The following is a 20,838-nucleotide window of genomic DNA, read 5'->3' on the forward strand; positions in this document are numbered from 1 at the left end:
TAGGGAATAATATATATTATGTTTAATAGAAAAAGGAGTAATATAATGACCTTACTCCTTTTTCTATTTTTATTTAAATGAAGAAAATTACTTGTTCCACTCAAGTCCATATCAAATATAAGATTTTTCAATTACTACTTTAAATTATATGAATAAAAAAGAAGACTACTATTTCTAGTAGCCTTCTTATATTTTTTCAGAAAACGATCTTACTTCATCATCTTATCGATTTCTTCGAATTCAGGTCCCATATTCAAGTTATAGTAAACTCTGTAAAGACCTTGCAACCATAAATCTTGTTGATCGGGTTTTAAAGCTCTGGCTTTTTCATAGAATGGTTTAGCTTCTTCGTAGAATTTCTTAACCACAGCCTGTGCTTCAGCATACTTAGGATCATTGATGTCCGTTGTTGCTTTATCAGCATAATCCTGTGCTTTCATCAAATATACCAAACCTACATTAGAGTATGCTTCTGCATATTCCGGATCAGCAGCAATAGCTTTTTTGTAGTATTCGATTGCATTATCATATTCTTTCATATTATGATAAAGATATGCTTTTACATACAAATACAACTTGTTATTAGGATCATTAGCTAACATTCTATCAGCAAACTCCATAGCTTTAGAAGCTTGATTAGAACTATTATAATAATCAACCAAATTAGCGAAGAAATAATCATTTCCAGGGAACTTAAGGATGCCCTCTTCCAAAGACTTAATCCATGCAGCAGTATCCCCTTTAGCCTTGTAAGCATCAGCCATCAACTGCATTGCAAATTTGCCACCATCTTTATCAGATAAAGCCATAGGAGCATATTTGATAATTGCATCTTTATCACCCACTCTATCAGCAGCTAATGTTGCGTAATAAGCAATTTGCGGAATAAGAGTATCATTTTTAGCCAATTCTTTATCAGCTAACATCGGATAAGAAGCTGACTCCACATAGGTTGCAAAAAACTTCAAAGCTTCTTTATTCTTGTCCAGATTGAAATACTGAATACCACCATTAATCAAATTTGGACGTTCAGCCAACATACTGGAAGCATTAGCCTTCCGATATTTGTTTTTAACTTTTCCCTTTTCATTAGGTATTTCCGCTAATTCATCACACTTATTATAGTACTCATACATTTTCAAAATACTATTGTATACTTTCAATGTATCATACGGCTTTTTCAAAAAAGCATTTTTCATTTGCTCCTCATTGATACGTCTCTGAATAAATCCAGCAACGTCCCATGTGTCAGCAAGATCCTTCGTTTCAGGATTCTTCATAGCTTCCTTAATAAGCTGTTCAGCCTGCTTAAAATTAGGTTTTACGTCATTAGCCATGCTCTTTGCTTCCTTTACATTCTTCATTTGTGCGAATGAGAAGCTAACAGCCATCAATAAAACCATCGAAAATAATACTCTTTTCATGATTGTTGTTTGATTAATTATTAATATTATGTCTATTCCTCAATTTCGTTATTGCTTTCGTTTTCATTTACGTCCGCTACATCAATATCAGGAGCATCAGCATTCGGATCACTCACGATTGTACCCTCTGCCTCTTCTGCCGGAATTTCATCTTCAAGACTTTCTGTCATAACCTTACATACTGAACCAATCTGGTCGTTACGTTTTTCAAGATTTATCAGACGAACGCCTTGAGTAGCACGGCCCATTATACGAACATCCGCTACCTTCAAACGAATAGTGATACCAGACTTATTGATAATCATCAAGTCATTTTCATCGGTTACTGATTTGATTGTTACCAACTTACCTGTCTTTTCGGTAATATTCATAGTCTTCACACCCTTACCTCCACGGTTCGTTTTACGATAGTCCTCAATTTCAGAACGTTTACCATATCCTTGTTCAGAAACTACCATTACAGATTCTGTCTCCAAATCTTTAATACAAATCATTCCTATTACTTCATCCTGACCATCATTATCCAACGTAATACCACGTACACCTGTTGCTGTACGTCCCATTACACGAACTGCTGCCTCATGGAAACGAATTGCACGTCCATTGCGGTTTGCAATGATGATTTCATTATTTCCATTCGTCATACGAACTTCAATTACGCTATCATCTTCACGGATAGTTATAGCATTTACACCATTCTGACGGGGACGAGAATACTGTTCAAGCAATGTCTTCTTTATTACACCTTTCTTAGTACAGAATAATACATAGTGACTATTGATGAACTCTGAATCCTCTAAACTCTTCACACGCAAGTATGCAGTTACATTATCATCTGAATCAATATTCAACAAGTTCTGAATAGCACGGCCCTTAGAATTCTTCGTTCCTTCAGGTATTTCATATACTTTCAACCAATAACACTTACCCTTTTGTGTAAAGAACATCATGGTATTGTGCATAGTAGCAGGATAAATATGCTCAACAAAGTCTTCATCACGGGTTTCCGTTCCTTTCGAACCTACTCCACCACGATTTTGTGCACGGAATTCGGTCAATGGTGTACGTTTAATATACCCCATATGAGAAATTGTAATAATCATCTGATCATCTGCATAGAAGTCTTCCGGATTAAATTCCTCTGAAGAATAAACAATTTCAGAACGACGTACATCTCCATATTTCGCTTTAACTTCTAACAATTCCTCTTTCATTACCTGACGGCATACTTCCTCATCAGCCAGAATACTTTCCAAATAAGCTATTTGCTTCATTATTTCTTCGTATTCTGCATGAAGTTGATCCTGCATCAGACCAGTTAACTGACGCAAACGCATTTCTACAATTGCGCGAGCCTGAATTTCTGTTAGGTTAAATCGCTCAATCAAGCCTGTTATAGCATCATTCGGAGTTTTTGCAGCACGAATGATACGAATTACTTCATCAATATTATCCGAAGCAATGATCAGACCTTCAAGAATGTGCGCACGCTCTTTCGCCTTACGAAGATCGAACTGAGTACGACGAATAACAACTTCGTGTCTATGCTCAATGAAATATTTAATTAAATCTCTTAGATTCAACGTTTTTGGACGTCCATGAACCAAAGCCACATTGTTAACGCCAAAAGAGGTCTGCAAAGCTGTCATTTTATAGAGTTTATTCAACACTACACTTGCATTTGCATCACGTTTTATGTCAATAACAATACGCATACCATCACGGTCAGACTCATCGTTGGCATTTGAGATACCTTCTATCTTCTTATCATTTACAAGATCAGCAATATATTTAATCAGTTCGGCCTTATTTACATTATAAGGAATCTCTGTTATTACGATCTTGTCATGTGTTTGTCCGCTTTCAATTTCAGCTTTCGCACGCATAATTACACGTCCGCGACCTGTCAAATATGCTTCGCGTACCCCACTCACACCATATATATATCCGCCAGTAGGGAAATCCGGTGCTTTGACAAATTCCATCAGTTCCTCTACCGTAATTTCCGGATTATCAATATATGCATCACATGCTTCAATCACTTCCGAAAGATTATGAGGAGGCATATTGGTAGCCATACCAACAGCAATACCGGATGCTCCGTTCACCAGAAGGTTCGGGATACGCGTCGGCATCACCTTAGGTTCCACCAGTGTATTATCAAAGTTAGGTTCAAAATCAACGGTTTCCTTATACAGGTCATCCATCATTGCTTCACCCAACTTATTAAGACGAGCTTCTGTATAACGCATAGCAGCAGGGCTATCACCATCCACAGAACCAAAGTTCCCCTGTCCATCTACCAAAGGATAACGCATTGCCCATTCCTGCGCCATACGTACCATTGCAAAATAGACAGAAGAATCCCCATGAGGATGATACTTACCAAGTACCTCACCCACGATTCTCGCTGACTTTTTATAAGGTTTGTCTGAAGTATTGCCTAATTCCATCATTCCGTATAAAATTCTACGGTGAACAGGCTTAAATCCATCTCTAACATCCGGAAGGGCACGCGAAACGATGACCGACATGGAGTAGTCAATGTACGATGACTTCATTTCCTCCTCGATGTTAATCTTTATAATTCTGTCTTGTTCAAGCATTTAAAATGATTATTAATTATACATTCTACGGTTTGTGAAAAACCACGCTAAAGTACTACTTTTCCCCGATATACGAAAGTTTTTAGAAAGAAAGTTTTATCATGACCGGGACGATAACCCACTAAACTTTAAAATACGAAAATAAAAAGATAAAAACGATAAATATAATATGGAAAGATAAATAACATCGGCAAAAAAGAGCCTGTTATTTGTTATACCTTATATATATAATACAAATACACTGTTTTTATGGCACGCCATTTGTAGATATAAGAAATAAAGCAAATATTGCAATACAAACTTGATTAAATGCGTATATTTGCCAGTGAATAACCCTTAGAAGAAGAGGAAAAAAGTATGAATAATCAATTCTCACAAAGAGTTTCCGACATTATCGTCTATAGTAAGGAAGAAGCGAATCGGTTGAGAAGTAGGTATATAGGTCCCGAACACCTGCTTCTGGGAATACTCCGTGACGGTGAAGGAAAAGCTATCGAGATATTGTCTAAACTCAACACCAATCTGGCTGCTATAAAGCAACAGATTGAAGCTCAGCTGAAGGCAGAAGCTGATGATATGTTATTGCCTGATGCAGAGGTACCGTTATCTAATGATGCGGCAAAAATATTAAAAATGTGTATTTTAGAAGCTCGTGGAATGAAAAGTAACATCGCTGATACAGAACATGTATTATTGGCTATTTTAAGAGAAAAAAACAATATGGCGGCTTCCGTACTTGAAGCAAACGATATAAACTATGTGAAAGTACTGGAGCAAGCTACATTGCAGCCGGATATCAATTCCGGTATGGGCTTTTCGGAAGACGATGAGGATGACGAAGAAATGTCTTCTCCTCGTTCCGGCAGAGGTGGTTCGGATGAACGCCAACAGGCGCAAACCGCTTCCAAGAAGCCGTCTAATGATATGCCGGTACTTGACAATTTTGGTACTGACATGACAAAAGCGGCAGAAGAAGGGCGGTTGGATCCTGTCGTGGGCAGAGAAAGAGAAATCGAACGTTTAGCGCAGATCTTAAGTCGGCGCAAAAAGAATAACCCGATTCTGATTGGTGAACCCGGTGTAGGAAAATCAGCGATTGTTGAAGGCCTTGCATTGAGAATCATTCAGAAAAAGGTTTCACGTATCCTGTTTGATAAACGAGTCGTTGCTCTTGACATGACTGCTGTTGTAGCGGGAACAAAGTATCGTGGACAATTTGAAGAACGTATCCGTTCCATTCTCAATGAATTGCAGAAGAATCCGAATGTTATATTATTCATTGATGAAATTCACACGATTGTTGGTGCAGGCTCTGCAGCAGGTTCTATGGATGCTGCCAATATGTTAAAACCAGCATTGGCAAGAGGAGAAATACAATGTATCGGTGCCACCACTCTTGATGAATATCGTAAGAATATTGAGAAAGATGGCGCTTTGGAACGCCGTTTCCAGAAAGTAATCGTAGAACCGACTACTGCTGCCGAAACTCTGCAGATTTTGCGTAATATCAAGGATAAGTATGAAGATCATCACAATGTGTATTATACGGATGAAGCATTGGAAGCATGTGTCAAGCTGACAGACCGCTATATCACAGATCGTAATTTCCCTGATAAAGCCATTGATGCTTTAGATGAAGCCGGCTCACGTGTACATCTTACTAATGTCAATGTACCCAAAGAGATAGAAGAACAGGAAAAACTGATCGAAGAAGCTAAAAATAAGAAAAATGAAGCTGTAAAATCGCAGAATTTTGAACTTGCAGCTAGCTTCCGCGATAAGGAAAAAGAGCTTTCTATCCAATTGGATGAGATGAAAAAAGAATGGGAAGCCAATCTAAAAGAAAACAGGCAAACTGTTGATGCAGAAGAAATTGCCAATGTTATCTCAATGATGTCAGGCATTCCAGTACAACGAATGGCACAGGCTGAAGGCATCAAGTTAGCAGGTATGAAAGAAGATTTGCAAGCTAAAGTCATCGCACAAGACACGGCGATAGAAAAGTTGGTCAAAGCCATTTTGCGAAGCCGTGTAGGACTCAAAGATCCTAATAAGCCCATTGGCACGTTTATGTTCTTAGGTCCGACAGGAGTTGGTAAAACTCACCTAGCAAAAGAGTTGGCCAAGTATATGTTCGGTTCTGCCGATGCACTGATTCGTATCGATATGAGTGAATATATGGAAAAGTTCACTGTTTCACGCTTGGTTGGGGCACCTCCGGGATACGTAGGATATGAAGAAGGAGGCCAGCTGACAGAAAAAGTGCGCCGTAAACCATACTCTATTGTATTGCTTGATGAAATAGAAAAAGCACATCCGGATGTATTCAATATCCTGCTTCAGGTAATGGATGAGGGTCGTCTGACTGACAGTTATGGCAGAATGGTAGATTTCAAAAATACCGTTATTATCATGACTTCCAATATCGGAACCCGCCAACTGAAAGAATTTGGACGTGGTGTTGGTTTTGCGACACAAAGCCGCCTGGATGATAAAGAATTCTCGCGAAGTGTTATACAAAAAGCTCTAAATAAATCATTCGCGCCTGAATTCATCAATCGTGTAGATGAGATTATCACGTTTGATCAACTTTCTCTGGAAGCGATAACAAAGATTATAGACATAGAGCTAAAAGGATTGTACGATAGAATAGAATCTATTGGTTACAAGCTTGTTATTGAAGATAAGGCGAAAGAATTCATCGCTAGCAAGGGATATGACATACAATATGGCGCCCGTCCTTTGAAGCGCGCAATTCAAACCTATCTGGAGGATGGTTTATCCGAGCTCATCATTTCCTCGTCTTTAAAAGAGGGAGATACTATTCAAGTAACCCTTAATGAAGAAAAAGGCGAATTGGAGATGAAAGTTGTTTCTCCGGAATAGAGTTATTTCCTGAATAAGAAAATAATTTAATATGCCATAATGTCAGACCTTCGGGTCTGGCATTTTTTTTGTCTCTGTATGGACAAATATCAATTAAAATTAATCAATAGATAAACTAAAAAAATATACGTATTATGCAAAAAGGTAATATTGGGGTTACAACAGAAAACATTTTCCCTATCATTAAAAAGTTTTTGTACAGTGACCATGAAATTTTTCTGCGCGAGTTAGTATCCAATGCGGTAGATGCCACTCAGAAGCTGAATACGCTTGCTTCTATTGGCGAATTCAAAGGTGAACTGGGTGACTTAACTGTTCACGTTGAATTAGGCAAAGATACTATTACCATTTCTGACCGTGGTATCGGTTTGACTGCAGAAGAAATAGAGAAGTACATCAATCAAATAGCTTTCTCTGGAGCTAATGACTTCCTGGAGAAGTATAAGAACGATGCAAATGCCATTATCGGACATTTCGGACTTGGCTTCTACTCTGCCTTTATGGTTGCAAAGAAAGTGGAGATTATCACTAAATCATACAGAGACGATGCAAAAGCCGTAAAATGGACTTGTGATGGCAGCCCTGAATTCACTATTGAAGAAATAGAAAAAGCCGACCGTGGATCAGATATCATCTTATACATTGATGACGACTGCAAAGAATTCCTCGAAGAAGCACGTATCTCCGAACTTCTGAAGAAATATTGCAGCTTCCTTCCTGTTCCTATTGCATTTGGAAAAAAGAAAGAATGGAAAGACGGCAAACAGGTAGAAACGGCTGAAGATAATATAATCAATGATACCACTCCTTTGTGGACACGCAAACCTAGCGAACTTTCGGATGAAGATTACAAATCATTCTATAGCAAGCTATATCCGATGTCTGATGAACCACTCTTCTGGATTCACCTGAATGTGGATTATCCATTCCATCTGACTGGTATTCTCTACTTCCCGAAGGTAAAGAGCAATATAGAATTAAATAAGAACAAGATTCAGTTATATTGCAATCAAGTATATGTAACAGACTCTGTTGAAGGCATTGTACCAGACTTTCTGACTTTGTTACATGGAGTAATAGATTCTCCGGATATTCCGTTGAACGTTTCCCGTTCATACTTGCAAAGCGACTCAAACGTGAAGAAGATTTCAACTTATATCACCAAGAAAGTTTCCGACCGTTTACAGTCTATATTCAAGAATGATCGTAAGCAGTTTGAAGAAAAGTGGAACGACTTGAAAATATTTATCAATTATGGAATGCTCACACAAGAGGATTTCTATGATAAAGCGCAAAAATTCGCCCTTTTCACCGATACAAATGACAAACATTACACATTCGAGGAATATCAGACCCTTATTAAAGATAACCAGACAGACAAAGATGGAAATCTAATCTATCTGTATGCAAATAACAAGGACGAACAATACAGCTATATTGAGGCTGCAACCAATAAAGGCTATAATGTCTTGCTCATGGATGGCCAGTTAGATGTAGCTATGGTAAGTATGTTGGAGCAAAAGCTTGAGAAATCCCGTTTCACCCGTGTAGACAGTGATGTTGTTGACAATCTGATTGTAAAAGAAGACAAGAAAGGTGAAACTCTGGAAGCCAACAAACAAGATGCAATCACAACAGCCTTCAAGAGCCAATTGCCTAAAATGGATAAGGTTGAATTCAATGTGATGACGCAAGCGTTGGGAGAAAATTCGGCTCCGGTCATGATTACTCAAAGCGAATATATGCGTCGTATGAAAGAAATGGCAAATATTCAAGCCGGAATGAGCTTCTACGGCGAAATGCCTGACATGTTCAATCTGATCCTGAATTCAGACCACAAGTTGATAAAACAAGTATTGAATGAAGAAGAGAATGCCTGTCAAGCAGAAGTAGCTCCGATACTCTCCGAAATGGATAACGTCAACAAACAACGTAATGAGTTGAAAGACAAACAGAAGGATAAAAAGGAAGAAGACATCCCAACAGCTGAAAAAGATGAATTAAACGATCTCGACAAGAAGTGGGATGATCTGAAAAGCAAGAAGGAAGCTATCTTTATCGGCTATGCAAGCAATAACAAAGTTATCCGCCAGCTTATCGATCTGGCCTTACTTCAAAACAATATGTTAAGAGGTGAAGCTTTGAATAACTTCGTAAAACGTAGCATTGAGCTGATTTAATATCGCCCCTTTAAACATTACACATACTTCAAGAAAGAGCATTCAACGTTAAATACACGTTGTAATGCTCTTTTTCAATTTAAAACGATCGGCAAAATATCGATTAATTGAAAAGTATTGTATATATTTGAACACTTAATAGACAAAAAATTCAATTGTTTGATTTGGGTTATGAGAAAGATTTTTTTAGTGTTCATTACTTTATGGCTGATTATCCCGGCTATCCATGCCCAAAAAGTAGGACTTGTATTAAGCGGTGGTGGCGCCAAAGGAATGACGCACATCGGCATCATTCGCGCATTGGAAGAAAACAACATCCCTATTGACTACATTGCTGGTACTTCCATGGGAGCCATTATCGGCTCCTTGTATGCCATGGGATACTCTCCTGATGACATGGTAGAACTACTCAAATCGGAGGACTTTAAACGATGGTATTCCGGAGAAGTGGAAGAGAAATACGTATATCATTTCAAAAAGAATCTTCCCACTCCCGAATTTTTCAATATTCGTTTTTCATTCAAAGATTCACTGAAGAGTTTAAAACCTCAATTCCTGCCTACCAGTGTTGTCAACCCGATTCAAATGAATCTCGTGTTTGTTGACCTATATGCACGTGCTACGGCCGCTTGTAAGGGAGATTTTGATAAACTTTTTGTTCCTTTCCGTTGCATTGCGTCCGATGTGTACAATAAAAAACAGTTAGTCATGAAGGAAGGAGATTTAGGAGATGCCGTCAGAGCTTCCATGAGCTTCCCTTTCATGTTTAAACCCATTGAAATAGACAATGTACTGGCCTACGATGGAGGTATCTATAATAACTTTCCCACGGACGTCATGAGAGATGATTTTCATCCGGATGTCATTATAGGAAGCGTTGTATCCACCAATCCCACTAAACCCAAGGAAAATGACCTCATGAGTCAAATTGAGAATATGGTGATGCAGAAAACCGACTATTCTATTCCGGACTCTATGGGGATTTTAATGACGTTCAAATATGACAACGTCAATCTGATGGATTTTCAACGCATCGACGAATTACATGATATAGGATATAATCGAACCATCAGCATGATGGATTCTATCAAAAGCCGTATCCATCGGCGTGTGAATCTGGACAATATTCGTTTAAGGAGAATGGTATACCGTAGTAATTTCCCGGAACTACGTTTTAAAAATATCATCATTGATGGAGCTAATCCACAACAACAGGCATATATGAAGAAAGAATTTCATAAGTCGGATAACAAAGAATTCACCTATGAAGATTTAAAGCAAGGTTATTTTCGATTGCTATCAGATAAAATGATTTCAGAAATCATACCGCATGCAATTTATAATCCGGAAGATGACACCTATGATCTGCATTTAAAAGTCAAACTGGAAAACAACTTTGCTGTACGGCTGGGAGGTAACATATCCACCTCCAATTCGAATCAGATCTACCTGGGACTTAGTTATCAGGACTTAAACTACTATGCCAAAGAGTTTATTCTTGACGGGCAACTTGGAAAGGTATATAACAACGTGCAATTTATGGCAAAAATAGACTTTGCCACTGCCATTCCTACCTCGTATCGTCTTATAGGTTCGATCAGTACTTTCGACTATTTTAAGAAGGACAAACTTTTTTCGCGAAATAACAAACCGGCCTTTAACCAGAAAGACGAACGTTTCTTGAAATTACAGGTTGGATTACCTTTCCTTTCGAGCAAGCGAGCAGAGTTTGGAGTAGGAATTGCAAGAATAGAGGATAAATATTTTCAAAAAAGTGTCATTGACTTCGGAAATGACAAATTTGATAAAAGCCGCTATGATTTATTTGGTGGATCAATTAGTTTTAATGGAAGTACTCTTAATTCCAAACAATATCCTACACGTGGATACAGAGAAGCCCTTGTAGCCCAGATTTTCGTTGGAAAAGAACGATTCTATCCGGGCGAAGGAAGTACGACCAGTAACAACAAAGATCATCACTCCTGGCTGCAATTATCTTATATGAAAGAGAAATATCATAATATGAGTGAACATTGGGTTTTAGGATGGTATTTGAAAGCCCTGTATGCCTCCAAAAACTTCTCCGAGAACTATACGGCCACAATGATGCAAGCTGGAGAGTTTTCTCCTACATTACATAGCAAATTGACTTACAACGAAGCCTTTCGTGCCAATCAATTTGTCGGAGCCGGCATTCGGCCTATTTACCGTTTAAGCCAGATGTTCCATCTTCGGGGAGAATTTTATGGTTTTATGCCTATTTATCCAATCGAAAAAAACTCGTTGAATAAAGCATATTACGGAAAAGCTTTCTCCAAGTTTGAATATTTAGGAGAAATTTCTGTTGTATGTCAATTGCCTTTTGGAGATATCTCTGCATATGTAAATCATTATAGCTCACCGAAAAGGGAGTGGAATGTCGGACTAAGTATAGGTTTACAACTATTCAATTATCGGTTCATAGAATAATTTTCTACAAAAAAAGTCGGTGAAAAGCTTGCTAATTCGGGAAAAGTCCGTATCTTTGCACCCGTTAAAACAAAATAACGGTCGCGTAGCTCAACTGAATAGAGTAGCTGACTACGGATCAGCCGGTTACAGGTTTGAATCCTGTCGCGATCACTTTTTTGAATTAACAGAATGGCCGCGTAGCTCAACTGAATAGAGTAGCTGACTACGGATCAGCCGGTTACAGGTTTGAATCCTGTCGCGGTCACTGAAAAATTTACAAGTTATATTATTTGAGGTCGCGTAGCTCAACTGAATAGAGTAGCTGACTACGGATCAGCCGGTTACAGGTTTGAATCCTGTCGCGATCACGAAATCCTCTGCATTTGATGCGGAGGATTTTTATTTTCCCCCATTTCATCGAAGAAATTAGCTATAACTAAACTAAAAGATTCAAAAGTCAGCCATTATAAACAAGCAATACATCCCCTCATATCCCTTGTTTTCAATACCCTCTTCACCTTCACCTTTCTTCCGGGCTCCCTACAAATAAGTCGTTTACGGGTGAAGGGCAACTCTTACACAGCCTTTTTACCTTGTTTGGAAATGAAATATGTCAATGGCTATTAGAATTCTTATCAAGCCCTCAAATAGCTATGCTTTAGATAGGCTAAAGCGTAGCTTTCCGTTCCCTAAAGCTATGCTTTAGAAAGGTGAAAAACCTGTATCAAAAAACGTAATTAATAAGAAATATACCTCTTTCACAATAGACAGCGGCCGTTTTAAAATAAATCATAGGCTGATTTAAAATAAATATCCCAATGATTGAATTCAATCATTGGGATATTTATTTTAAACACTTAGATGTTTATTATGAATTCCTCGCTGAAGAAGCATTAGCATTTAATATTCAACTCATTCAAAACCTTGCGTATTGCCTCAAATGTGGTAATACGAGTAGGAACCAGTGGCAACCGAAGTTTATTCTCGATCATACCCATGGCATTCAACATTGATTTTACTCCTGCCGGATTTCCATCAACAAACAATAAATTGAATAATTCCGTGAATCGATGGTGAATGGTTAATGCATTGGCAAAGTCTCCTTGAAGCGCCAGGCGCGTCATACGGCTAAATTCACGAGGAAAAGCATTACCGATTACTGAAATCACACCAACGGCTCCCAATGTAATAAGCGGAAAGGTTATACCATCATCTCCGGAGATTACATTGAAATTTTCCGGTTTATTTTTAATAATATCATCCATTTGCGTAATATTGCCGGATGCTTCTTTAATAGCAACTACATTCTTAAAATCACGGGCAATCCGCAAAGTAGTTTCAGCAGTCATATTTACCCCCGTACGTCCCGGAACATTATACAATACGATGGGAAGCTCCGTAGCTTCCGCAATCGCTTTATAATGCTGATAAATACCTTCTTGAGAAGGTTTGTTATAATACGGCACAACAGACAATATAGCATCAACTCCTGTGAAATCATCGTTTTTCAATGTTTCTACAATAGCACGAGTATTATTACCACCTACACCCAACAGAATAGGAATTCTTCCGTTAACGCGGTCAATTACCATCTTTTTTATAGTTTTCTTTTCTTCCTCGGTCAGAGTCGGTGTTTCAGCTGTAGTCCCCAGCACACACAAGAAATCCGCATTATTCTGTAATAGATAGTCCACCATACGCATCAACGCGTCATAGTCAACGCTCTCATCCTCTTTGAAAGGAGTAATCAGTGCTACCCCCATTCCTTTCAATTTAGTCTGTATCATGAGTTTTAATTATAATCTCTAATTTATTTAGCCACAAAAGTACGAATATTTTTCTTATCTTACGATATAAGTTTCAGAAATTCGTCTTCGCTTAATATGGTTATTCCAAGTTTTTTTGCTTTTTCAAGCTTTGCAGGTCCCATATTGTCCCCAGCCAGTATAAAACTTGTTTTCGCAGAAATGCTTCCTACATTTTTCCCTCCATTTTTCTCGATAAGCTCTTTATATTCGTCACGTGAATGATGGACAAACACACCGCTGATAACGATAGACTGTCCCGCTAACTTATCCGTATATCCTTTTAAATCTTCCTCGGTGCGATAAAGCTGCAGTCCGGCCTCTTTTAGCTTGGCAACTAACTCACGATTAGACTCATTCGCAAAATATGCAAGTATACTCTGGGCTATTTTTTCTCCGATTTCATCGATACTTACCAATTTTTCAAGATCTGCCTGTTGCAGATCATCTATATTCTCAAACGATTTTGCTATCTTTTTGGCCACAGTCTCACCAACAAAACGAATTCCCAAAGCAAAAATAACACGTTCGAAAGGAACGGTTTTGCTTTGTGCAATCCCCGTTATAATGTTCTCCGCCGATTTTTCTCCCATACGATCCAAACCTTTGATATCATCAGCTGTGAGTTTATATAAGTCGGCCGTATTTTTAATTAATCCCAAACGATAGAACATATCCACAGTTTCCGGTCCCAATCCATCAATATTCATAGCCTTTCGACTAATAAAATGCTCGATTTTGCCTTTGATTTGAGGAGGACACGCTGTTTCATTAGGGCAATAATGAGCGGCTTCCCCTTCATACCTGACTAATTTACTACCACATTCAGGACAATTGACGATGAATCGAACCTTCTCCCCAAGCATAAAACTACGTGCATCTTTATCTACCCCCGTAATCTTAGGAATAATTTCACCACCTTTTTCCACATAAACCATGTCTCCGATATGCAAATCAAGTCCTTCGATGATATCCGCATTATGTAAGGATGCACGTTTTACGACAGTTCCCGAAAGCTGTACAGGGTCCAGATTAGCTACCGGAGTGACTGCTCCGGTTCTTCCTACCTGATAGGTCACCTTATTCAATCGGGTCAATGCACGTTCTGCCTGGAATTTATAGGCAATAGCCCATCGAGGAGACTTAGCCGTAAAACCCAAATTTTTCTGTTGTCTCAAACTGTTCACCTTCAAAACAATCCCATCAGTGGCAACCGGTAGATTTTTACGTTCTACATCCCAATAGTTGATAAATTCAAAGACCTCCTCCAATGTCTGGCACTTACGCGTCAAATCAGAGATTTTAAAGCCCCATTTTGCCGCTTCCTGAAGATTTTCATAATGTCCGTCACAAGGCAGATTATCTCCCAATAAATAATATAAATAAGCATCCAGCTTGCGAGAAGCTACAATAGAAGAATTTTGCAACTTCAATGTACCGGACGCCGCATTTCTTGGATTGGCAAAAAGCGGTTCTTCACGTGCCTCTTTTTCCCGATTCAACTCTTCAAACACTTCCCATGGCATAAGAATTTCCCCACGTATCTCAAAAGAAGCGGGATAATTATCACCATGTAATACAAGCGGGATAGAACGGATTGTTTTCACATTATCCGTCACATCATCGCCTTTTTCTCCATCTCCACGGGTGACGGCACGAACCAACTTCCCATTTTCATAGGTCAACGAAATAGAAGTACCGTCATATTTCATTTCACAACAAATCTCGAAATCCTCATTTAGCGCTTTACGGACACGATCGTAGAAGTCCGTCACTTCCGCTTCCGAATATGTATTTGCCAATGACAGCATAGGATATTTATGAGCCACTTGCGTAAAATTCTTGTTCAAGTCGCTCCCCACGCGCATAGTGGGTGAATTTTCATCTTTATATTCCGGATGTGCTTGTTCCAGATCCTGAAGTTCACGCATCTTATCGTCAAACTCTTTATCCGAGATTTCAGGAGCATTCAACACATAATAATTATAATTATGCCGATGAAGTTCGGCACGCAATTCCTCTATTTTTTCTTTTATATCCATATTTCTTCGATTGTTTAAGGCAAAAATACATGTTTATCTTTGAATATTTGTACTTTTGCGAAAAATTAAAAGATTATGCGCATTGATATTATAACAGTTTTACCCGAAATGATTGAAGGTTTCTTCAATTGTTCTATCATGAAACGAGCTCAAGATAAAGGACTTGCAGAAATACACATTCACAATTTACGTGATTACACCGAAGATAAATATCGTCGTGTCGATGATTATCCTTTTGGAGGATTTGCCGGAATGGTGATGAAAATAGAACCTATCGAACGCTGCATCAATGCTCTAAAGGCAGAACGTGACTACGATGAAGTTATCTTCACGACCCCTGACGGAGAACAATTCAACCAACCGATGGCCAACACTCTCTCTCTGGCACAGAATCTCATTATTCTTTGCGGACACTTTAAAGGCATCGATTACCGTATTCGCGAACATCTGATTACTAAAGAAATCAGTATCGGCGATTATGTATTAACAGGAGGAGAACTAGCGGCAGCAGTGATGGCAGATGCTATCGTACGTATCATTCCCGGAGTCATCTCCGATGAACAATCCGCACTTTCCGATTCTTTCCAGGATAATTTGCTGGCAGCACCTGTATATACACGACCTGCTGATTATAAAGGCTGGAAAGTTCCCGATATTCTATTATCCGGGCATGAAGCAAAGATCAAAGAATGGGAACTGCAACAGTCCCTGGAACGCACCAGAAAACTTCGTCCCGACCTATTAGGGGAGTAAAATAAAGTGTAAATAAAAACGACGGTGAAGATTACGTAAATCCTCACCGTCGTTTTTATTTTATCTTCAATCTAAAGATTCTGTCCGTAGACAATTCCTCTAAACACGAACTTCTTTTTCATCTGCCACTACCTGCCTGTTTATACTTTCTTTATTTAAAAGAGAAATAGCATTTTTCTTGCAGACTTAATGCGAAGGGTTATTGTATGTTTTCAATTATACCTCAAGCGCACCAATTATTTCCTTTACAGACTTACATCCGTGTCTTTCCAGGTAATTATTTATACCATCTTCCACTTTAATAGTCACAGCAGGATCTATGAAATTTGCCGTACCAATTTGGATGGCCGTCGCACCTGCAAGCATGAATTCAACAGCATCTTTCCAGTCCATAATACCTCCCAATCCAATGACAGGAATATTTACCACCTTGGCAACTTGCCATACCATACGTAATGCGATAGGTTTTACGGCTGCTCCCGACATTCCGCCTGTTATAGTTGACAAAATAGGGCGTTTACGTTCCGCATCAATCGCCATACCCAGCAATGTATTGATTAATGACACGCTATCCGCACCACTTTCTTCTGCTGCACGAGCTATTTCAGTGATGTCCGTAACGTTCGGGGAGAGTTTTACGATAAGTGTCTTTTTGTAAGCTGAACGCACTGCTTTTACTACTTCTGACGCCCCTTTTGCTGACACACCAAAAGCCATACCACCTTGCTTTACATTAGGGCAAGAGATGTTTAGCTCTATAGCAGGAATTTTGTCAAGTTCATTAATGATTTCAGCTGTTTTTACATAATCTTCGATGGCAGATCCCGAAACGTTTACAATCATATTCGTTTGGATGTCTTTTATACGGGGATATATATGCTCCACAAAGTAATCAACACCCTTATTTTGCAGTCCTACAGCGTTTAACATCCCAGAAGGAGTCTCTGCCATACGCGGATAAGGGTTTCCTTCACGTTTGTGAAGAGTAGTTCCTTTTACAATAATACCACCTATTCGCGCTATATCAATGAAGTCGGAGAACTCTTCACCATATCCAAATGTACCAGATGCTGTCATCACCGGGTTTTTCATTTGTAATTCACCAATGTTTACACTTAAATCTGCCATAGTAGTTTATTTATATTAAAAACAGGACCTTCTTTACATACACACAAATGACCTTCTGTCGTATTTTCCACACAACATAAGCATGCTCCGATACCACAAGCCATTGTATTTTCCAAAGATACTTCACATTCTATCTGATTACTTTTGGCATATTTTGCCACAGCCACCATCATCGGTTTGGGACCACAAGTGTAAATCTGCTCAAATCGTACCTTATTTAATATAGAATGTTGGGTAACATATCCTTTTTCTCCATGGCTACCATCTTCCGTAGTAGTATATACCTCTCCATATTTGGCAAACTCTTCCAGCTGCAACAGATCTTTGTCGCTACGAGCACCTAACAGGAACGTAGGTTTATGGCCTTTTTTAGCCAACTGCTCACCTAAATAAAGCATAGGGGCTGTTCCGACACCTCCACCAACTAATAAGAGCTTATCAGAAGCCTCCAGAGGCATTGTATATGCATTTCCCAACGGAAGCACTACATTTATTGTTTCACCGGGATTAACCTCTGCCAAACGTCTTGTTCCATCACCAACCAGCTGGATCAGAAACCATACCTCATTTCGCTGTTTATCTACAAAGTTAATAGAAATGGGACGTCGTAAAAATGTAGTAGGCGAACCGTCCACCCGGAGTTCGGCAAACTGCCCAGGTAACATTTCGGGCAGTAATGACTGAGAGGTCAATTTTAGCAATACATAGTTTGCATTCAATCTGATATTCTCAGTCACTGTCAGATCTAAAATAAATTTCTTCATGTATGGATATAAAAGTATAAATTCGTATTCCGGATGCAAAGATACAGGAAATTGCTCAAACCACCGATTTTACTCTTCATTTTTCAGGTCGAAACGTCTCATAGGTGTTATCATCGAAAAATATTCTTATTTCCGTGATTTTCCTGGCAGGCTTTTCTATATACCTAATCTCTTGTTTTACAATCTCTTTGGGGGCATTTTCGGCGTTTCTTAACGGCATTTCCTTGCGATTTTCCGGAAGAGTCGGCTCTTTGGACGGATTTACGGGATTCTCGTCGAATAAAGAAGGCAGGTAATCGTGGTTAGAAGAAGAAAAGGAAGTTCCTTCTTCAGACACCATCATTTCGCCTTTACCATAAAGCAACCATTCAAGATTTACATAGTCATACTTTTGATGAACCTTCATAACGACCTCTAAGCTGGGTTTATTCCGATCGTTTAAAATATGAGAGAGAGTAGATTGTTGCACTCCAATTGTTTCAGCAAAAACTCTAGGAGGAACTTTTTCTCTTTCCATTATCATTCTGATTCTGTCTTTTATTTCCATACTACCTTCTTTATATTACAATTGTATGTGTTATGTATCTATTTCACAAAAATACGCACGATCTCATTGATTATACAAAGGTAAATATTTAGATTCACAAAAGCAAATTACAAATATAAAAATATCAATATTACAAAAGTATAGAGTATTATACAAATCGAATATTACGCTTGTATATAGAATAAAACGAGCTATTATAAATATATAGTTTCAGTTTAACTATAAAATGCAAAATACAGATATACAGATATATATATAATATAAATAAACCTCAAATAGGAGTATTCACAAATATACATACCACATAGAGAAGACTTTTATAGTACAAATTGACATAATAAACTATATAATGCTGGCTTACAATAAGATAATAGATATAAAAGCATTTGTTAATGCCCCAACAACTACATTTGTATATCAGGTGTTATTTTTGTAAATACACAAATATATTATTGTAAACACTAACCATTGATTACATTTGGAGTATATTCACATAAATATATTACACATTTGTAATTACATATATGCACAAAAGTAAATATTGATAGTTGCAAAAGCAATAAAAGGAAGGGAGCCACTCATACTTTACCAATGTATATTGCTATTTTTTTCTAATCATCCTTTACAATCTTCTCTAAAAAGAAAATCCTTGCAATATTTCCGTACCGATCTCCACTTATTTATTTTTTTTCAATTCTAGGAGGTTCATTTTTAGCATAAATAAATGAAAGACAAAGACTTACCACTATAATTCATATTCTATTTTTCTATTAAACTAGAAAAAATAGGCTTATAGTAATCAAATATACTCCTGGATTATCAAAATGACACTAATGGATGATTTTAGAGAAAAGAAAAAATCTCCATTCTCACTATAAAACGATACCTTTAAAATCCAAAATGCTTTTTTGATAAACTCAAGAATAAGTAAATTTTTCTCGTTTAAAAATTAAAGCTCCTATTTAAAAGAAAAAGTTTCCTTGAAGGTAGATCAATACAAAATTCTAAAAATAGACTTTGTGTAGTTCGTTAAATGGGTAAATCTATAAAACTATAAAAGGAGTAAATCTATTTGTAAAATAATCACTGGTATTGTGAAAGTCTTTTTTATAATGGAAGTAATTGCGGGAATACCAAAAAAAAGACATATACTTCCCGTTTCTATCTACGGTAAAAGTATATGTCTGATTATATAGGTAATTCTTAATCCTACTTAATGCAAAATTTTGAACACTAATTCACGAAGAATATCTCCATCTGTCATAGAACTATTTTGGACTCCTTTGGATTTTGCATCAGCATATCGTATTTCTCCAACAATTTGCATGGTCTTTACTCCGCTATATTTTCGCATTGCTACCATATAATCCCGAGCCTGCCAAGGAGTTCTTAACCCTAGCATATTTGCAATCCCTTGCTCTGATTTATCCGGTGCATAATAAGCCAACATTAGGTTGGAGTAAAAGCTGAATAATAAAGACAGCGTCATTTGGATCGGATTAGTTTTCGGATTTTCCTCAAAATATTTTATTATCTTATTTGCTTTCAATATATCCTTTTCCACTAAAGCACTGCGCAATTCAAAGTTATTATAATCTTTGCTTATGCCTATGTTTTTTTCTATCTGTTCAGGAGTTACGCGTTTTTGTCCGGCAGGTAAAGTGATAATCAACTTTTCAAGCTCTCCGGTCAGACGACTCAAATCTGAACCTACAAAATCAGCAAGCATAGCAGTTGCTTTAGGTTCCATATCAACTCCTTTCCGTTTCATATATGAAGCTATAAAACCGGGGAGTTGTGCATCCTTTATTTTTTTAGATTCAAACAGCACACCAACTTTGTCCACCTCGGCAGCCAGCTTCTTTCTACGATCCAACGTTCCATGCTTATGGCATATCACTAAAATGGTGGAAAGCAAAGGCTTTTGAAGATAATACGACAACTCTTCCATATTACGTACCGCCTGCGCTTCCTTTACTACTACTACTTGGTGTTCCGACATCATGGGATAACGCTTTGCAGCATTTATAATCGTTGCCACATCCACATCAGCCCCATACACAACAGTCAGGTTGAATTCTTTTTCCGTCTCACTCAACACATTATCCGTTATGTAATCTGCAATCAAGTCGATATAATACGACTCTTCTCCCATCAGGTAATAGATAGGGCGATACTGCTTTGCTCTCAATTCCTTGAGGATGTCATCACAGGTCAGTTCTTGTTTTGCCATATATAATTTTCAGAAAGAC

Annotated in this window: 12 protein-coding genes and 3 tRNA genes; 7 read left to right on the forward strand and 8 right to left on the reverse strand. The window is 38.0% G+C overall.

The window, feature by feature from the left end; all coding sequences use genetic code 11:
- Positions 1–209 precede the first annotated feature (209 nt).
- Together CJF29_RS11925 and gyrA are read right to left on the reverse strand one after the other, a co-directional pair.
- Complete coding sequence (locus CJF29_RS11925) at positions 210–1,424, reverse strand: tetratricopeptide repeat protein (RefSeq protein WP_074559631.1); 1,215 nt, start codon at positions 1,422–1,424, stop codon at positions 210–212.
- A 32-nt stretch (positions 1,425–1,456) separates the two neighbouring features.
- Positions 1,457–4,030 carry a DNA gyrase subunit A gene (gene gyrA, locus CJF29_RS11930; RefSeq protein ID WP_099146792.1) on the reverse strand — a complete coding sequence of 858 codons (2,574 nt, stop codon included), beginning with the start codon at positions 4,028–4,030 and terminating at the stop codon, positions 1,457–1,459.
- A gap of 357 nt (positions 4,031–4,387) precedes the next feature.
- On the opposite strand from gyrA, the gene CJF29_RS11935 reads away from it, so the two are divergent.
- The 6 genes from CJF29_RS11935 to CJF29_RS11960 all read left to right on the forward strand — a co-directional run bounded on the left by CJF29_RS11935 (position 4,388) and on the right by CJF29_RS11960 (position 11,915).
- Positions 4,388–6,916, forward strand: a complete 2,529-nt coding sequence (locus CJF29_RS11935; protein ID WP_099146793.1) for an ATP-dependent Clp protease ATP-binding subunit — start codon at positions 4,388–4,390, stop codon at positions 6,914–6,916.
- Positions 6,917–7,050: 134 nt separating this feature from the next.
- Positions 7,051–9,096: a molecular chaperone HtpG gene (htpG, locus tag CJF29_RS11940; RefSeq protein ID WP_004306065.1), complete on the forward strand. Its 2,046-nt coding sequence runs from the start codon at positions 7,051–7,053 to the stop codon at positions 9,094–9,096.
- Between the two features lie 171 nt (positions 9,097–9,267).
- Positions 9,268–11,565, forward strand: coding sequence for a patatin-like phospholipase family protein (locus tag CJF29_RS11945; RefSeq protein WP_004295962.1), 2,298 nt, complete (start codon positions 9,268–9,270; stop codon positions 11,563–11,565).
- 79 nt (positions 11,566–11,644) lie between these two features.
- Positions 11,645–11,718 (forward strand) — tRNA-Arg (locus tag CJF29_RS11950).
- 20 nt (positions 11,719–11,738) lie between these two features.
- Positions 11,739–11,812, forward strand: a tRNA-Arg gene (locus tag CJF29_RS11955).
- Between the two features lie 29 nt (positions 11,813–11,841).
- Positions 11,842–11,915, forward strand: a tRNA-Arg gene (locus CJF29_RS11960).
- Positions 11,916–12,440: 525 nt separating this feature from the next.
- Here CJF29_RS11960 and dapA read toward each other — a convergent pair.
- Positions 12,441–13,334, reverse strand: coding sequence for a 4-hydroxy-tetrahydrodipicolinate synthase (dapA, locus tag CJF29_RS11965; RefSeq protein WP_004303039.1), 894 nt, complete (start codon positions 13,332–13,334; stop codon positions 12,441–12,443).
- A 59-nt stretch (positions 13,335–13,393) separates the two neighbouring features.
- Entirely contained in the window at positions 13,394–15,394 is a 2,001-nt protein-coding gene (gene ligA / locus CJF29_RS11970) for an NAD-dependent DNA ligase LigA (protein WP_074637784.1), read from the reverse strand.
- Between the two features lie 75 nt (positions 15,395–15,469).
- On the opposite strand from ligA, the gene trmD reads away from it, so the two are divergent.
- A complete protein-coding gene (gene trmD, locus CJF29_RS11975; RefSeq protein ID WP_004295953.1) occupies positions 15,470–16,147 on the forward strand; it encodes a tRNA (guanosine(37)-N1)-methyltransferase TrmD in 678 nt (225 codons plus the stop codon).
- Positions 16,148–16,363: 216 nt separating this feature from the next.
- On the opposite strand, the gene CJF29_RS11980 is transcribed toward trmD, so the two are convergent.
- The 4 genes from CJF29_RS11980 to holA form a co-directional block, all read right to left on the reverse strand.
- Complete coding sequence (locus CJF29_RS11980) at positions 16,364–17,275, reverse strand: dihydroorotate dehydrogenase (protein ID WP_004318239.1); 912 nt, start codon at positions 17,273–17,275, stop codon at positions 16,364–16,366.
- Positions 17,263–18,039, reverse strand: a complete 777-nt coding sequence (locus tag CJF29_RS11985; RefSeq protein ID WP_004295951.1) for a dihydroorotate dehydrogenase electron transfer subunit — start codon at positions 18,037–18,039, stop codon at positions 17,263–17,265. The genes CJF29_RS11980 and CJF29_RS11985 overlap by 13 nt, the downstream gene beginning before the upstream one ends.
- A gap of 76 nt (positions 18,040–18,115) precedes the next feature.
- Positions 18,116–18,586 carry a helix-turn-helix domain-containing protein gene (locus CJF29_RS11990; RefSeq protein WP_074558527.1) on the reverse strand — a complete coding sequence of 157 codons (471 nt, stop codon included), beginning with the start codon at positions 18,584–18,586 and terminating at the stop codon, positions 18,116–18,118.
- Positions 18,587–19,799: 1,213 nt separating this feature from the next.
- Complete coding sequence (gene holA / locus CJF29_RS11995) at positions 19,800–20,819, reverse strand: DNA polymerase III subunit delta (RefSeq protein ID WP_074558529.1); 1,020 nt, start codon at positions 20,817–20,819, stop codon at positions 19,800–19,802.
- Between the last annotated feature and the right edge of the window lie 19 nt (positions 20,820–20,838).

Origin of the sequence: Bacteroides celer, assembly GCF_002632415.2 — a bacterium.
Classification (GTDB): domain Bacteria; phylum Bacteroidota; class Bacteroidia; order Bacteroidales; family Bacteroidaceae; genus Bacteroides.

What these genes read in the sequence shown, in the direction of transcription:
- CJF29_RS11925 (WP_074559631.1), bottom strand. Translation starts at nt 1,424, where the DNA reads ATGAAAAGAGTATTATTTTCGATGGTTTTATTGATGGCTGTTAGCTTC.
- gyrA (WP_099146792.1), bottom strand. Translation starts at nt 4,030, where the DNA reads ATGCTTGAACAAGACAGAATTATAAAGATTAACATCGAGGAGGAAATG.
- CJF29_RS11935 (WP_099146793.1), top strand. Translation starts at nt 4,388, where the DNA reads ATGAATAATCAATTCTCACAAAGAGTTTCCGACATTATCGTCTATAGT.
- htpG (WP_004306065.1), top strand. Translation starts at nt 7,051, where the DNA reads ATGCAAAAAGGTAATATTGGGGTTACAACAGAAAACATTTTCCCTATC.
- CJF29_RS11945 (WP_004295962.1), top strand. Translation starts at nt 9,268, where the DNA reads ATGAGAAAGATTTTTTTAGTGTTCATTACTTTATGGCTGATTATCCCG.
- dapA (WP_004303039.1), bottom strand. Translation starts at nt 13,334, where the DNA reads ATGATACAGACTAAATTGAAAGGAATGGGGGTAGCACTGATTACTCCT.
- ligA (WP_074637784.1), bottom strand. Translation starts at nt 15,394, where the DNA reads ATGGATATAAAAGAAAAAATAGAGGAATTGCGTGCCGAACTTCATCGG.
- trmD (WP_004295953.1), top strand. Translation starts at nt 15,470, where the DNA reads ATGCGCATTGATATTATAACAGTTTTACCCGAAATGATTGAAGGTTTC.
- CJF29_RS11980 (WP_004318239.1), bottom strand. Translation starts at nt 17,275, where the DNA reads ATGGCAGATTTAAGTGTAAACATTGGTGAATTACAAATGAAAAACCCG.
- CJF29_RS11985 (WP_004295951.1), bottom strand. Translation starts at nt 18,039, where the DNA reads ATGAAGAAATTTATTTTAGATCTGACAGTGACTGAGAATATCAGATTG.
- CJF29_RS11990 (WP_074558527.1), bottom strand. Translation starts at nt 18,586, where the DNA reads ATGGAAATAAAAGACAGAATCAGAATGATAATGGAAAGAGAAAAAGTT.
- holA (WP_074558529.1), bottom strand. Translation starts at nt 20,819, where the DNA reads ATGGCAAAACAAGAACTGACCTGTGATGACATCCTCAAGGAATTGAGA.